Origin of the sequence: Pseudomonas sp. (assembly GCF_050739935.1) — a bacterium.
Classification (GTDB): Bacteria; Pseudomonadota; Gammaproteobacteria; order Pseudomonadales; family Pseudomonadaceae; genus Aquipseudomonas.
In genome coordinates this window covers 40,712-56,082 of the sequence record NZ_JBOICF010000013.1, presented here as the reverse complement: position 1 = coordinate 56,082, position 15,371 = coordinate 40,712, and the positions used below count along the sequence as shown (strand labels likewise).

The following is a 15,371-nucleotide window of genomic DNA, read 5'->3' as shown; positions in this document are numbered from 1 at the left end:
CCGAATAGTACGAAAGCCCCGATAAACGCGATCGAAAAAAACGTCGAAACGGTCTTTTTACTTTTCATCGCTACACCCCGGAGTGAAGACCCACATATCACAGTTAAGTCGAGCCGCAGACAATCGACCAGAATTCACGAACGTACTTGTAGGAATTTTCTGCGCTCCATCTTGATATCGCCTTGTTACGCCATTTCTTTATTCAACTTCATGCTCCGCCCTTATCCAACTGACAATATTGACAGGTAGCAGTCATTTTGCTGACCGGGTCGAAGGTTTATAAAGAACGCTTCCGATTATCCGCCCTCCACACTTTCGCTGGCGTTATCCCTGTATGTACAAAAAGAAAAAATCTGTGCTAGCCGTCGTTGCTCTCGCTTTGCTGATTGCGGTGGGTATCTGGTCATTCAAGCGTCCCGCCGAGAAAAAGATCAGTGCGTCTGCGGCCGTGCCGGTTCAAGTGATCAACGTGGTCAAGCAGGACGTACCTCGCTACGTAACGGGCATCGGTTCGGTGCTGTCGTTGCAAAGTGTGGTGATCCGGCCACAGGTGGATGGCATCCTGACCAAACTGATGGTCAAGGAAGGTCAACAGGTCAAGACAGGGGATCTGTTGGCGACCATCGACGACCGCTCCATTCGTGCGGCACTGGAACAGACCAAGGCGCAACTGAGCCAGAGTCAGGCGCAACTGGACGTTGCCGAAGTCGACCTCAAGCGCTACAAACTGCTCACCGTCGACAACAGCATCTCCAAGCAGCAATACGGCCAGCAGCAAGCGCTGGTCAATCAACTCAAGGCCACCGTGCTGGGGAATCAGGCGTCGATCAATGCCTCGCAGGTGCAGCTTTCCTACACTCAGATTCGCTCTCCAGTGACGGGCCGTGTGGGCATCCGCAATGTCGATGAGGGCAATTTCCTGCGAGTCAGCGACGCGATCGGCCTGTTCTCGGTGACCCAGATCGACCCGGTTTCCGTGGAGTTTTCGCTGCCGCAGCAGATGCTCCCGACGCTGCACGACCTGCTTGCCTCTCCCACTCCCGCCAAGGTCAACGCGTATGTAGGCGAAGGCACCACCGGGACGTTGTTGGGCGAAGGCAAACTGGTTCTGATCGACAACCAGGTGGCCGCGACCACGGGTACGATCCGCGCCAAAGCTGTGTTCGAGAATGCTGCCGAAAAGCTCTGGCCTGGCCAGTTGGTCACCGTGCGCATTCAGACCGCCATCGATCGCGATGCGCTGAAAGTGCCGCCGCAAGTGGTGCAACGCGGCATGGACCAGCATTACGTGTATCGCGTCAAAGGCGACAGCGTCGAAGTGGTCCCGGTCAAAGTGCTGTATCAGGACAGCGACCTGACCCTGATCAGCGGCGTGAACGCCGACGACGTGCTGGTCAGCGACGGTCAGTCGCGACTCAAGAACGGATCGCACATCGAAGTGGTCAAGGCTGAACCGGTGGACACCCTGGCCGACGCCGAGACGGCGCCTGCGGGAGTGGCCAAATGAAGGGCCACGGATCAATTTCCGCGTGGTGTGTGAATCACCCGATCGCTACCGTTCTGCTGACCTTCGCTCTGATTCTGCTGGGTTGCATTGCCTTTCCGCGCTTGCCGGTCGCGCCGTTGCCGGAAGCCGAATTCCCCACCATTCAGGTCTCCGCGACCCTGCCCGGCGCCAGCCCTGAAACCATGGCCTCGTCGGTGGCAACGCCGCTCGAAGTGCAATTCAGTGCCATTCCCGGCATGACCCAGATGACGTCGAGCAGCGCATTGGGCTCGACCAACCTGACGCTGCAATTCGTGCTGAACAAGAGCATCGACACCGCCGCCCAGGAAGTCCAGGCGGCCATCAACACCGCATCGGGGCGACTGCCCGCCGACCTGCCGACCGCGCCAACCTGGCGCAAGGTCAATCCCGCCGACAGCCCGGTACTGATTCTCAGCGTCAGCTCCAATCTAATGCCCGCCACCGAGCTGAGCGACATCACCGAATCCCTTCTGGCCCGTCAGTTGAGTCAGATCAACGGTGTCGGACAGGTCAACATCACCGGTCAGCGGCGTCCGGCCATACGTGTACAGGCGGCGCCGGAAAAGCTCGCCTCCCTCGGCCTGACCCTGGCCGACTTGCGCGGCACGTTGCAGCAGACCAGCCTTAACCTGGCCAAGGGCGCGCTGTACGGAAAGGACAACATTTCGACCCTGGCGTCCAACGACCAGTTGTTTCAGGCGCAGGACTACGAACAGCTGATCGTTTCCTACAAAGACGGCGCCCCGGTTCATCTGCGCGATGTCGCTCGCGTGATCAACGGCGCGGAAAACGCCTACGTCAACGCTTGGTCCGGGGATCAGCAGGGCGTGAACATCGTGGTCTTCCGCCAGCCCGGCGCCAACATTGTCGAGACGGTGGATCGGGTAATGGGCGAGTTGCCACGCCTGCAGGAAATGCTTCCTGCGTCGGTGGATGTCACAGTCCTCAGCGACCGCACCAAAACCATCCGCGCATCACTGCACGAAGTGGAAATGACCCTGCTGATCGCCATCGTGCTGGTCATCGCGGTGATGGCGCTATTCCTGCGCCAGCTGTCGGCGACGCTGATCGTGACCGCTGTGCTGGGGGTGTCGCTGGTGGCCAGTTTCGCCCTGATGTATGTGCTTGGCTTCAGCCTCAACAACCTGACCCTGGTGGCGATCGTGGTGGCCGTCGGCTTTGTGGTGGACGATGCGATCGTGGTGGTGGAGAACATCCACCGACATCTGGAAGCTGGCGAGAGCATGCGCGACGCGGCGATCAAGGGTGCAGGCGAGATCGGATTTACCGTGGTGTCTATAAGCTTCTCGCTGATTGCAGCGTTCATTCCGCTGCTGTTCATGGGAGGGGTGGTCGGGCGGCTGTTCAAGGAGTTCGCGCTGACCGCGACCTCGACCATTCTGATCTCGGTGATGGTGTCCCTGACCCTGGCACCGACCCTCGCCGCGCTGTTCATGCGAGCGCCGAAACACGACGCCCACGCCAACCCCGGTTTCGGCGAAAAACTGTTGGCGCACTATGCCCGAGGCGTGCGCTATGCCCTCGCCCACCAACGCACGATGCTGGGTATTTTCGGCCTGACGCTGGTGCTCGCAGTGGCGGGCTATGTGCTCATTCCCAAGGGCTTCTTCCCGGTGCAGGACACCGGCATGGTCATGGGCACCAGCGAGGCCGCCGCGGACATTTCCTACCCGGACATGGTCGAGAAACACAAACAGCTGGCCAAGATCATCGCTGCGGATCCGGCGGTCAAAGCCTTCTCGCACTCGGTGGGCGTCAGCGGCAGCAACCAGACCATCGCCAACGGCCGGGTGTGGATTGCATTGAAGGATCGCGAAGACCGCGACGTTTCCGCCAGCGAGTTCATCGACCGCATCCGCCCCAAACTGGCGAAGATCCCCGGCATCGTGTTGTACCTGCGCGCCGGTCAGGACATCAACCTGAGTTCCGGCCCCAGTCGAGCGCAATACCAGTACGTGCTTAAAAGCAACGACGGCGCGCTGCTGAACCTGTGGACGCAGAAGCTCACCGAAAAACTCAAGACCATTCCGGCGTTTCGCGACCTGTCCAATGATCTGCAACTGGGCGGCAGCGTCACCCATCTGGACATTGATCGCAGCGCCGCCGCGCGCTTCGGCCTGACCACTGCCGACGTCGATCAGGCGTTGTATGACGCTTTTGGTCAGCGGCAGATCAACGAGTACCAGACCGACATAAACCAATACAAAGTCATTCTCGAACTCGATCCGTCACAGCGTGGCAAGGCCGAGAGCCTTAATTACTTCTATCTGCGTTCGCCGCTGACCAACGAAATGGTGCCGCTGTCGGCGCTGGCCAAGGTCAGCGCGCCGACGATGGGGCCGCTGTCGATCTCCCACGACGGCATGTTCCCGGCCGCCAACCTGTCGTTCAACCTGTCGGCCGGCGTAGCGTTGGGCGATGCGGTGCAGATCCTCGATCAGGCGAAGAACGAGATCGGCATGCCTGCCTCGATCATCGGTAACTTCCAGGGGGCGGCCCAGGCGTTTCAGAGCTCACTGGCCAACCAGCCGTGGCTGATTCTGGCGGCGCTGGTGGCGGTGTACATCATTCTCGGTGTGCTTTACGAGAGCTTCGTGCACCCGCTGACCATTATCTCCACCCTGCCCTCGGCCGGTATTGGCGCGCTGTTGCTGCTGTGGTTGATGGGCCAGGATTTCTCGATCATGGGCCTGATCGGTATCGTGTTGCTGATCGGTATCGTCAAGAAGAACGGCATCCTGCTGGTGGATTTCGCGTTGGAAGGTCAGCGGCATCGCGGCCTTTCGCCGCAGGACGCCATTTATGAGGCATGTCTGACCCGTTTCCGGCCGATCATCATGACTACCCTGGCGGCATTGCTCGGTGCCCTGCCGCTGATGCTCGGCTATGGTGTCGGCGCCGAATTGCGTCAGCCGTTGGGCATCGCGGTCGTGGGCGGGCTGCTGGTGAGTCAGGCGCTGACGCTGTTCACCACGCCAGTGATTTACCTGCAGCTGGAACGAATCTTCCATCGCAGGCATCCGATAGCCACACCGACACCGCCCTCAACGGGCAAAAAAACTGCGGCAATGCTGGTTACCGAAAAGTGAGAGTGGACCAATGCGCGTCCTGATTATCGAAGACGAAGAGAAAACCGCTGATTACCTGCACCGTGGTCTGACCGAACAGGGTTACACCACGGATGTTGCCCGGGATGGCATCGAAGGTCTGCATATGGCTTTGGAGAGCGAATATGCGGTGATCATTCTCGACGTCATGCTGCCGGGCCTGGATGGCTATGGCGTGCTGCGAGCCCTGCGTGCGCGCAAGCAGACCCCGGTGATCATGCTCACTGCCCGGGAGAATGTAGATGACCGTATCCGCGGCCTGCGTGAAGGCGCGGACGATTACCTCGGTAAACCTTTTTCCTTCCTGGAACTGGTAGCACGCCTGCAGGCCCTTACTCGTCGCAGCGGCGGTCATGAGCCGGTGCAGATCAGCATCGCCGATCTCTGGATCGATTTGATCAGCCGCAAGGCCACGCGCTCAGGTTCGCGCCTGGACCTGACCGCCAAGGAGTTCTCGCTGCTCAGCGTACTGGCTCGTCGTCAGGGGGAAATCCTCTCCAAGACGTCGATTGCCGAGATGGTCTGGGACATCAATTTCGACAGTGACGCGAACGTCGTCGAAGTCGCCATCAAACGCCTGCGTGCCAAGCTCGACGGCCCGTTCGAACAGAAACTGCTGCACACCATTCGCGGCATGGGCTACGTGCTGGAGAGCCGTCGTGGCGACTAACTCCATCGCGCTGCGCCTGAGCGGCATGTTTGCGCTCGTCGCACTGCTGGTGTTCCTGCTGATCGGTTGCGCCTTGTACCTGCAAGTGGACAAGGGGCTGGGCCTGTTGCCGGCAGCAGAGGTCGACGCGCGTTACAGCGTGCTTGAGTCGGCGGTGCAGCGTTATGGCACCCCTGAGCATTGGGCCAAGATCAACGCCAAGCTCAAGCTGCTCAGTGAAGAAGACAAGCGCCTGCGCTTCTGGGTCGTCAGTGACAATTCCACCTACGAGTTCGGCAACCCCGACGCCGCAATCCGCGCATTCGCCAAGGGCCCGCTGGGCATGCGCGATCTGAGCCTGAACGATCACGACTATCCCTTCAAAGTGCTGGTCAGCGAGTTCCCGGCCAAGGATCAGCGACCACCCCTACGCTTTCTGACGGCCATCGACACCGAGACCTTCTGGCAGACCCAGCACTCATTGTTGATTGCCTTGATCAGCCTGGCCGCCATCGGTATCGCCCTGGCGTCGGCGTTGGGTTACTGGGTAGCGCGCATCGGTCTCAAGCCCCTGCTCGACCTGTCTCTGGAGGCGCGCAAACTGGCGCCGCCACGGCTGTCCGGGCGCTTGCAATTGTCATCGTTGCCACCTGAGCTGGATCAGTTCGTGACCTCGTTCAATTCGACGCTGGAGCGCGTCGAGCAGGCCTATTCGCGGCTTGAATCATTCAACGCCGATGTCGCCCACGAACTGCGATCGCCACTGACCAACCTCATCGGCCAGACCCAGGTGGCACTGACCCGCGGGCGTTCCGCCGAACATTATTTCGAAGTGCTGCAATCGAATCTGGAAGAATTGGAGCGACTGCGTTCGATCATCAACGACATGCTGTTTCTGGCCAGCGCCGATCAGGGCAGCAAGGCCACCGAGCTGACCGAGTCATCGCTGGCGGAGGAAGTGGCGACGACCCTGGATTATCTGGATTTCATCCTCGAAGACGCGCAGGTGCAGGTTCAGGTGCGCGGCGACGCGAATGCGCCAATTGAAAAAGCCCATCTGCGCCGCGCGCTGATCAACCTGTTGCACAATGCCGTGCAGCACACCAAGCCGGGCCAGATCATTCATGTGGATATCGCCGATGAAGGGGATCACGTGAGCATTGGTGTGGCCAATCCGGGCGCGCAGATTTCTGGTGAGCATTTGCCGAAATTGTTCGAGCGCTTTTACCGGGTCGACGCCTCACGCAGCAACAGCGGCGCCAATCACGGCCTGGGGCTGGCGATCGTCAAAGCCATTGCATTGATGCACGGCGGCACGGTCTTCGCCCGCAGTGAAGATGGGGTGAATACGTTCGGGATGAATTTGCCGAGTTGAACAGGTAACTCCGCGCCTACCCGCGGCAAGCCGGCTCCTACAAAGTGCACGCATCGGCCAATGAGACCGGGCATGTGCTCAGGCAAATGATCAACGTTTCTCCCTGCCCTTCCTCAACTCCCGCCTCAACCGCAAATTATCCACAGCAAACACTACAACCATGACAGTGCTTAGCACTTGAAAAGCATCCATCCCAAGGTAACGCCAGAATCCCCACGCGGCCAACGCGACGATAGCGGCTGCGATTAAAAGAATGATTGAGTCGCTCATGCTATGCGCCCGCGAAATCGGTACTGGGATTTCCCTGGGACATCGGATTGGTAGATACCGGGATACATGTATAGGCACTGGCTCAGCCAATCTGTCTGCAGGCCGTGTCGATGAGCAGTGAAAAGCATATCTGCCAATGTCGCGCCACTACCAAGCACCCTGCCCGTGGCAACGGCGATACTGCCGATCACCGCCCCAACGTAGAAGGCGGCCGAACACGCCCCAATGATTGCAAGCTGCTCGAGTTTTGTACCCGCCCGCAGCAACTCATTGATCGTTACATGCTTACCGAACTTCTCTATCTGGCCAAGAAGCGTTGTCGCTGTCGCAACCGCGCTCGTGACCGAGCTGAAAAGCGTTCGAGGCGCGGGCAGGCCCATGTTCTCCATGTTTTCATTGAAATACTGATAGAAATTCGACACGAACGCTCCTCGTAGTAACAAACGCTGATCCGTAATCAACGAGAGGCTGCAGGATTCGCGGGGAGGTTTATGCGTGGGATGCCCACTTAATCTGTGGGAAACGTCTGAAATGGAGAGGGATGGTTATGCTTGAGGGTGCACGCGGCACGGTCTTCGCCCGCCCGCAGCGAAGATGGGGTGAATACGTTCGGGATGAATTTGCCGAGTTGAACAGACAACAACTCCGCGCCTGGCTGTAGGAGCCGGCTTGCTGGCGAACTCGGCGGGTCAGTTGCAGATGAGTTTCCTGACACTCCGCGTTCGCCAGCAAGCCGGCTCTTACAATGTGCGCGCACCTGACAATGACCCTGGGCACGGCCTCAAGCCAGTCATCAGCCTTTCTTCACAAACTCGGACTTCAGTTTCATCGCGCCGATGCCGTCGATCTTGCAGTCGATGTCGTGGTCGCCGTCCACCAGGCGGATGTTCTTGACCTTGGTGCCGACCTTGACCACCAGCGATGAGCCCTTGACCTTGAGGTCTTTGATCACGGTCACGGTATCGCCGTCCTGCAGTGTATTGCCGACGGCGTCCTTGATGATTTTCACGTCATCGCTGGCCTCAACCGCGCCATCAGCGGACCACTCGTGGGCGCATTCCGGGCAGACGAGTTGGTTGCCGTCTTCATAGGTGTACTCGGAATTGCATTTTGGGCACGGCGGTAAGCTCACGGCGGATCTCGCATCAGATAGAAATAGGCGCAGGATTATAAGGGTTTTTATGGGCAGGCGCGCAACGCGCTTGAATCGGCCGGGAACCCTGCTCATCCTGGCAGTCATAAGACTTATGCGCTGCCGCTGGCGGCGCCGATGACGCGGGAGGCTCTGATGAACGATCAATACGACCTGCAACGTTTTCTGGATGCGCAGGAATCTGTCTTTGAAAAGGCCCTGTCGGAACTGCGCAACGGGCGCAAGCGCAGCCACTGGATGTGGTTCATCTTCCCGCAGCTCAAGGGCCTGGGTCACAGCGAGATGGCGCAACGCTTCGGGATTTCGGGGCGTGAGGAGGCGCTAGCGTATCTGCACCACCCTTGCCTGGGTGCCCGGTTGGAAAGCTGCAGCCGCGCCCTGTTGCAGTGGCGACACCGCAGCGCGACAGACATCATGGGTTCACCGGATGACTTGAAGCTGCGGTCAAGCATGACGTTGTTTGCCAGCGTCGCGCCGGAGAATCCGCTTTTTGCGCAGGTGATCGAAGCGTTTTTTGCTGGCAAACCGGACAGCGCGACGGTCACGAGACTCGGGCAAAGCTGAAACCTTTCGCTGCGAAAAAGGGTACAGCCAGCAGAGCTGTATCAGCCGTACCGCCGCGTCGCGAATCAATTCGCTCGCAGAGGGCACCGCGTAAACACACTGCCTGTGGGAGCGAATTGATTCGCCATTGGCCAGTACAGCCGATACATCTGGGCCAGCTATAGCGCCGCTTGGCGAACGAATTCGCTTCCACAGGTCATCCGCGTTCACGCCAACGCCGTATCCATCACCATCATCAGACAAAACCCGACCAGCAGCCCGAAACTGGCGATCTTGTCGTGCCCGTTGCGGCGGGATTCGGGGATGATTTCGTGTGTCACTACCAGCAGCATCGCCCCGGCCGCCAAGGCCAGACCAATCGGCAGCAGCCATGCGGCAATCTCCACCAGCCAGGCGCAGAGCACGGCGAATACCGGCTCAACCAGACCCGACGCAGCACCGATCAGAAAGGCATTGACCCGCGACATGCCCGCCGCAGCCAAAACCAGCGCGATTACCAGACCTTCCGGCACATCCTGTATGGCAATGCCCATCGCCAGACTGTCGGCATGGGCCAGGCCGCCGCCAGCCGAGACGCCGACCGCCATGCCTTCCGGAATGTTGTGGGCGATGATCGCGATGACGAACAACCAGATATTCGAAGGGATAGCCGGCTTTTCCGCGACGTCCGCCAGATGCGGACCTTGCGAGACAAGAGTGTCAACAATGAACAGCCCGACTGCCCCGGCAAGAATGCCGAAGCTGATCAGGGCGCCAGCGCCCCATTGCGAGAAGCCCAGGCCCTGCGCCGCGCTCAGGCCTGGCACGATCAGAGAGAAAGCGGTCGCGGCGAGCATGATCCCGGCGCCAAAGCCCAGCAATCCGTCGGATACCGCCACCGGCATCCCGCGAATCACCAATACCGGCACCGCGCCCAAGGCGGTGCCCAACGCGCATATCGCGCCGCCCTCCAGCGCTCGCAGCATCCGTGGTTCAAGACTTAACCACGACAACCCTTGAGCGATCAGCAACCCCGTGCCGGCCAGTAACAGAATCGAACCCAAGGCCAGACGAAACAACCGTCCGCTGCTGATTGTGAGAAACGCCGAGCGCATAGACCGCCTTACTTCATTATTAAGTTTGTGCGCAAAGCGAGCGGCGGTCACGCAAGCCAGCTTTTAACGCAGCATGACCGATGCGCAGCCGCTTTGCGTCAAAGTTATTCTGCGAGTGCTGCTTCATAGCGCCTGGCGACTTCGTCCCAATTCACAACGTTGTAGAACGCGGCGATGTATTCAGGGCGGCGATTCTGATAACGCAGGTAGTAGGCGTGCTCCCAGACGTCCAGACCGAGGATTGGCGTGTTGCCGCTCATCAAGGGGCTGTCCTGGTTGCCGCTGCTTTCGACCACCAGCTTCTTCTCAGGGGTCACGCTCAGCCAGGCCCAGCCGCTGCCGAAACGGGTGAGCGCGGCTTTGGTGAACGCCTCTTTGAAGGCCTCGATCCCGCCCAGTTGCTCGTCGATGGCTTTGGCCAGGTCTCCAGTTGGCAGACCGCCGCCCTTAGCGCTCATGACCTCCCAGAACAACGAGTGGTTGGCGTGACCGCCACCTTGGTTGATCACTGCCGGGCGCAGTTTTTCCGGCAGTTGACCGACACTGGCGACCAGCTTTTCGATCGGCCATTCGGCGTACTCAGTGCCTTCGACGGCAGCGTTCAGATTATTGATGTAGGTCTGGTGGTGCTTGGTGTAGTGGATTTCCATGGTTTGCGCATCGATGTGCGGCTCAAGGGCATCGTAGGCGTAGGGCAAGGCAGGCAAGGTATAGGGCATATCAATAACCTCCAGAGGACAAGTGCCGGCAGCAGCGGGGTTGCATGACACGAGGCTCATAGGGATCCAGCGCACAGCGAATCCGCAGACTCAGCGCACGCCAGTTTTCCAGATGAGAACGTTCGTACAGGACAGTGCCCACGACCTTAGGCTAATTTGACGAATGAGAGGCATTATTAAATGAGTTTAAGAATCAAAACAACCCCGGTACTTGGAGTTGGCGAAGGCAAAGGTGAAAACAATAAAGGCTGGCGCGCTTACCGGCGTTTGTCAGGAAGACAACGCGACTCCGCTCTAGGAGCCGGCTTGCTGGAAAAAATGCGGTAGATAAGTTGCGAATGGTCGTCTGACATTTCGGGGGTCAGTTCAAGAGTTCGCCGGTGGCGGGATTTGCGCGGGCGATATCCCAAGGCCCACGCATGGCAGGCCTTGGGTATGGCGTAGGTGAAGGAGATCAGCTGCCAGCAACCATCATCTTCTCGATCAGCACCGAACCGGTGCGGATGTTACTGCGCAGTTCGAGATCACTGCCCACCGCGACGATCTGCTTGAACATGTCGCGCATGTTGCCGGCAATGGTCACTTCCTGGACCGGAAACTGAATTTCGCCGTTCTCGACCCAGAACCCCGCAGCGCCGCGGGAATAGTCGCCGGTAACCATGTTCAGGCCACTGCCCATCAGTTCAGTCACCAGCAGCCCGCGGCCCATGCGCCGGATCAGCGCCGCCTGGTCTTCGGTGCCATGAGAAACGAACAGGTTGTGCACACCGCCTGCGTTCGCCGTGCTGGGCAGACCCAGCTTGCGGCCCGAATAGGTGCTGAGCATGTAAGACACTAGATCGCCGTTTTCGACGAACGGTTTGGCGTACGTCGCCAGACCGTCACCGTCGAACGCCGAGCTGCCCATGGCGCGCATCAGATGCGGCCGCTCGTCGATGGTCATCCATTCCGGGAACAGACGTTGACCGATCGCGCCTTCGAGAAACGAAGATTTACGGTACAGGTTGCCGCCGGAAATCGCGCCCAGAAAGCTGCCGAACAGACCGCCCGCCAGTTCAGCCGAAAACAGAACCGGCACTTCGCAGGTCGGCACAGGACGCGCGCCGAGACGACTTGCGGCGCGTTCGGCGGCCTTCTGGCCGATCAACCGGCCGTCCATCAACAGCTCACCCTGGCGGCTGACGTCGTACCAGTAATCGCGCTGCATCTGGCCGTCTTTCTCGGCGATCATCACGCAGCTCAGGCTGTGACGGGTCGAGGCGTAGCCGCCGATGAAACCGTGGCTGTTGCCGTACACGCGGCAGCCCTGATGCACGTTCAGTGTGGTGCCGTCGGCATTCTTGATCCTGCTGTCGGCATCGAACGCCGCCGCTTCGCAGATCAAGGCGCGCTCGATGGCTTCTTCCGGGCTGATATTCCAGGGGTGGAATAGGTCGAAGTCCGGCTGCTCTTTGGCCATCAAGGCTGCATCGGCAAGGCCCGAGCTTTCGTCTTCAGAGGTGTGTTTGGCGATGGCCAGTGCAGCTGCGACGGTTTCGCGGATCGCATCAGGACCGCTGGCCGAGGTGCTGGCCGAGCCTTTGCGCTGACCAACGTACAAGGTGATGCCGAAACCCTGGTCGCGGTTGAACTCGACGGTTTCGACTTCACGTTGACGAACCGAGGTCGACAGCCCTTGATCCACGGACACCGCGACTTCGCAGGCCGTCGCGCCCTGACGCTTGGCTTCGGCGACGATTTGCTCAACCTGCTGTTGCAGCGCTGGCAGGGCCTGCGGGCCGACGCTTTCTGATGCACTCATGACTTACTCCATCAAATTCGGATTTCGGCAGCCGGGCCGGACAATTGGCCCCTGACTGGTTATCATGGCGGCGTTTATTTGCGGACTGCCCCCATGGTTGATTCTTACGACGACTCCTTCGACGGAGAGAAAAGCAAAACCCAGATCAAAAAAGAGCTTCATGCTCTGGTGGATCTGGGCGAACGCCTGACGACATTCAAACCCGATGTGCTGGCCAAGCTGCCGCTAACCGACGAGTTGCGTCGGGCACTGGCCGATGCTCCCAAGCACACCGCGCATATCGCGCGCAAACGTCACATTTCATTCATCGGCCGGCTGATGCGCGATCAGAACCTGGACGAGATCCTGGTGCTGCTCGATCAGCTCGATGCCTCCACGCGCCAATACAACGAGCGCTTTCACAATCTGGAACGCTGGCGTGATCGCCTGGTGACGGGTACTGACGACGTACTCGAACAGTTCGTCGGCGAATACCCGGAAGCCGATCGTCAGCAGCTTCGCTCGCTGATACGTCAGGCCCAGCACGAAGCCAAGCAGAACAAGGCCCCAACCGCGACCCGCAAAATCTTCAAATACATCCGCGAACTGGACGAAACCAAGCGCGGATTGCGTTGAACCTGTCGCGCCGGGTGACACTTCGCCCGGCGCGACGCCCATCAAAACCTCAGCATCAAGCGCCAGTGCCGCCCACGGTGATCGCATCGATCTTCAGGGTAGGCTGACCGACGCCTACCGGCACCGATTGCCCATCCTTGCCGCAAGTGCCCACGCCGCTGTCCAGCGACAGGTCATTGCCGACCATCGACACCCGGCTCATGCACTCAGGGCCGTTGCCGATCAGCGTTGCGCCTTTGACCGGCACAGTGATTTTGCCGTCTTCGATCAAATAGGCTTCGCTGGTGGAGAACACGAACTTGCCGCTGGTGATATCGACCTGACCGCCGCCGAGGTTGGCGCAGTAGATGCCCTTCTTCACCGAGGCGATGATTTCCGCCGGATCGCTCTGGCCGCCGAGCATGTAGGTGTTGGTCATGCGCGGCATTGGCAGGTGCGCGTAGGACTCGCGACGACCGTTGCCGGTGCGCGCAACGCCCATCAGCCGTGCGTTGAGCTTGTCCTGCATGTAGCCCTTGAGCACGCCGTTCTCGATCAGCGTGGTGCATTCGGTCTGAGTGCCTTCATCGTCCACGCTCAGGGAGCCGCGACGACCGGCCAGGGTGCCATCATCGACAATGGTGCAGAGTTTGGAAGCGACCATTTCGCCCATGCGACCGCTGTAGGCCGAACTGCCCTTGCGGTTGAAGTCGCCTTCCAGACCATGCCCCACAGCTTCGTGCAGCAGTACGCCGGACCAGCCCGAACCGAGCACCACCGGCAGCGTGCCCGCAGGCGCCGGGATCGCTTCGAGATTGACCAGCGCCTGACGCAGGGCCTCGCGGGCATAGCTCATGGCACGGTCTTCGGTGAGGAAATAACGGTAATCGGTACGTCCGCCGCCGCCGTGACCGCCACGCTCGCGACGACCGTTCTGTTCGACGATCACGCTGACGTTGAAGCGCACCAGCGGACGGGTGTCGGCAGCGAGCCCGCCATCGGTGGAGGCCACCAGAATCCGTTCCCAGACACCGGCCATGCTCACGGTAACCTGCTGAATACGGGGGTCCAGCGCGCGGGTCGCGGCGTCGACACGCTTGAGCAGCTCGACCTTTTCGGCGCGGGTCATGACTTCCAGCGGGTTATCCGGCGCATACAGCTGCGTGACATCTTGAGTGGTAAACGCCTGCACCCGACCGTTCTGGCCGGCGCGGGAGATCGAACGGGCAGCGCGGGCAGCCTGGCTCAAGGCCTCGGGCGTGATCGCGTTGCTGTAGGCGAAGCCGGTTTTTTCACCGGACTGCGCGCGCACGCCGACGCCTTGGTCGAGATTGAAACTGCCTTCCTTGACGATGCCGTCTTCCAGCGCCCAGGACTCGGAAATCTGCCCCTGAAAATACAGGTCGGCTGCGTCGATCCCGGGACCGGCAAGCTCTCCCAGCACCGATTGCAGGCTGTCGATGCTCAGGCCGCCTGGCGCCAGAAGGTGTTCGCTGACAGAGGACAAGTCGCTCATATTCACTCCGGGGTGTTGGCAGGCCGCAAGGCGTCCTGCAAAAAAAATCGCCGGTGGTTGGTGACCGGCATTCGCGCCCGTATGGACGCTTGTTCTTCACTGTCTCGTTCGGCCAGCAGCACGGCTTGACCCCGTGCCTGCTCGGCCAACACGCGGCCCCATGGATCTATGATCGCCGCGTGTCCAAATGTTTCCCTCGGCCCTGGATGAACGCCGCCCTGCGCGGCCGCCAGCACGTAGCATTGGGTTTCGATGGCACGCGCGCGCAGCAGGATTTCCCAGTGCGCCGCACCGGTCACGGCGGTGAAGGCCGACGGAGCGGTAATCAATTCGGCCCCGGCTTCGCGCAGGGCGGTGTACAACTCGGGGAAGCGCAGGTCGTAACACACGGTCAGGCCCAGTTTTCCTACAGGCGTATCGACCACTACCACGTTGCTGCCGTGAGCATAGTCATCGGACTCACGATAACGTCCTCGCGCATCGGCCACGTCGACGTCGAACAGGTGCAGCTTGTCGTAGCGCGCCACTTGTTCGCCTTGATCGTCGACCAATAGCGAACACGCCGTGACCTTGCCCTGCGGCCTACCCTGAGGCGGCAGCGGCAATGTCCCGGCGACAATCCATAACTTGAGGTCGCGAGCGGCAAGTTTCAACCACGGCAGGATCGGTCCTTCGCCTAAAGCCTCGGCTCGGCCGATGGCGGCGATGTCGCGGCGACCCATCGCGGCAAAGTTTTCCGGCAACACCGCAAGCGCAGCGCCCGACGCCGCGGCCTGTTCCAGCAACACACGAGCCTGAGCCAGATTGCCCTCGACGTCGCTCTGGCTGACCATTTGAATCACAGCGAAGGACATACGCGCTCCTTGATCGACAGGCTTTGTACTCTACTCCAGAAGGTGCAGCAGATGAGACCTCTGTGGGAGTGAGCGTGCTCACGGCCCCGGCAGATGAGGTGGATGTACCGCCTCTTTCGTGAGCAA

At 60.1% G+C, this 15,371-nt stretch carries 13 protein-coding genes and 1 pseudogene; 6 read left to right on the top strand and 8 right to left on the bottom strand.

What is annotated here, in order from left to right; genetic code table 11:
* Positions 1–334: 334 nt before the first annotated feature.
* The 4 genes from ACRER8_RS01550 to ACRER8_RS01535 are packed head-to-tail and all read left to right on the top strand — an operon-like array spanning position 335 to position 6,680.
* A complete protein-coding gene (locus ACRER8_RS01550; protein ID WP_431744603.1) occupies positions 335–1,507 on the top strand; it encodes an efflux RND transporter periplasmic adaptor subunit in 1,173 nt (390 codons plus the stop codon).
* A complete protein-coding gene (locus ACRER8_RS01545) occupies positions 1,504–4,638 on the top strand; it encodes a multidrug efflux RND transporter permease subunit (RefSeq protein ID WP_431744602.1) in 3,135 nt (1,044 codons plus the stop codon). The genes ACRER8_RS01550 and ACRER8_RS01545 overlap by 4 nt, the downstream gene beginning before the upstream one ends.
* 10 nt (positions 4,639–4,648) lie before the next feature.
* On the top strand, positions 4,649–5,326 hold the full coding sequence (locus tag ACRER8_RS01540; protein WP_431744601.1) for a heavy metal response regulator transcription factor: 678 nt from the start codon (positions 4,649–4,651) through the stop codon (positions 5,324–5,326).
* A complete protein-coding gene (locus ACRER8_RS01535; protein ID WP_431744600.1) occupies positions 5,316–6,680 on the top strand; it encodes a heavy metal sensor histidine kinase in 1,365 nt (454 codons plus the stop codon). The genes ACRER8_RS01540 and ACRER8_RS01535 overlap by 11 nt, the downstream gene beginning before the upstream one ends.
* 266 nt (positions 6,681–6,946) lie before the next feature.
* On the opposite strand, the gene ACRER8_RS01530 is transcribed toward ACRER8_RS01535, so the two are convergent.
* Together ACRER8_RS01530 and ACRER8_RS01525 are read right to left on the bottom strand one after the other, a co-directional pair.
* Positions 6,947–7,372 (bottom strand): hypothetical protein, encoded by a 426-nt coding sequence (locus tag ACRER8_RS01530; protein WP_431744599.1) that lies wholly within the window; start codon positions 7,370–7,372, stop codon positions 6,947–6,949.
* A gap of 371 nt (positions 7,373–7,743) precedes the next feature.
* A complete protein-coding gene (locus tag ACRER8_RS01525; protein ID WP_431744598.1) occupies positions 7,744–8,082 on the bottom strand; it encodes a zinc ribbon domain-containing protein YjdM in 339 nt (112 codons plus the stop codon).
* A gap of 156 nt (positions 8,083–8,238) precedes the next feature.
* Between ACRER8_RS01525 and ACRER8_RS01520 the strand changes: the two genes are divergently transcribed.
* Positions 8,239–8,667, top strand: a complete 429-nt coding sequence (locus ACRER8_RS01520; protein WP_431744597.1) for a DUF1810 domain-containing protein — start codon at positions 8,239–8,241, stop codon at positions 8,665–8,667.
* Between the two features lie 206 nt (positions 8,668–8,873).
* On the opposite strand, the gene ACRER8_RS01515 is transcribed toward ACRER8_RS01520, so the two are convergent.
* From ACRER8_RS01515 to pmbA, 4 genes and pseudogenes are all read right to left on the bottom strand, one after another.
* Positions 8,874–9,761 (bottom strand): ZIP family metal transporter, encoded by an 888-nt coding sequence (locus ACRER8_RS01515; RefSeq protein WP_431744596.1) that lies wholly within the window; start codon positions 9,759–9,761, stop codon positions 8,874–8,876.
* Positions 9,762–9,865: 104 nt separating this feature from the next.
* Positions 9,866–10,480, bottom strand: coding sequence for a superoxide dismutase (locus tag ACRER8_RS01510; protein WP_431744595.1), 615 nt, complete (start codon positions 10,478–10,480; stop codon positions 9,866–9,868).
* A gap of 4 nt (positions 10,481–10,484) precedes the next feature.
* Positions 10,485–10,622: pseudogene (locus ACRER8_RS01505) on the bottom strand (FagA protein); the annotation flags it as partial.
* 312 nt (positions 10,623–10,934) lie between these two features.
* On the bottom strand, positions 10,935–12,281 hold the full coding sequence (gene pmbA, locus ACRER8_RS01500; protein WP_431744594.1) for a metalloprotease PmbA: 1,347 nt from the start codon (positions 12,279–12,281) through the stop codon (positions 10,935–10,937).
* Between the two features lie 93 nt (positions 12,282–12,374).
* Between pmbA and yjgA the strand changes: the two genes are divergently transcribed.
* Entirely contained in the window at positions 12,375–12,896 is a 522-nt protein-coding gene (yjgA, locus tag ACRER8_RS01495; RefSeq protein ID WP_431744593.1) for a ribosome biogenesis factor YjgA, read from the top strand.
* Positions 12,897–12,951: 55 nt separating this feature from the next.
* Here yjgA and tldD read toward each other — a convergent pair whose 3' ends face one another.
* Positions 12,952–14,391, bottom strand: coding sequence for a metalloprotease TldD (gene tldD / locus ACRER8_RS01490; protein WP_431744592.1), 1,440 nt, complete (start codon positions 14,389–14,391; stop codon positions 12,952–12,954).
* Between the two features lie 2 nt (positions 14,392–14,393).
* A complete protein-coding gene (locus tag ACRER8_RS01485) occupies positions 14,394–15,245 on the bottom strand; it encodes a carbon-nitrogen hydrolase family protein (protein ID WP_431744591.1) in 852 nt (283 codons plus the stop codon).
* Between the last annotated feature and the right edge of the window lie 126 nt (positions 15,246–15,371).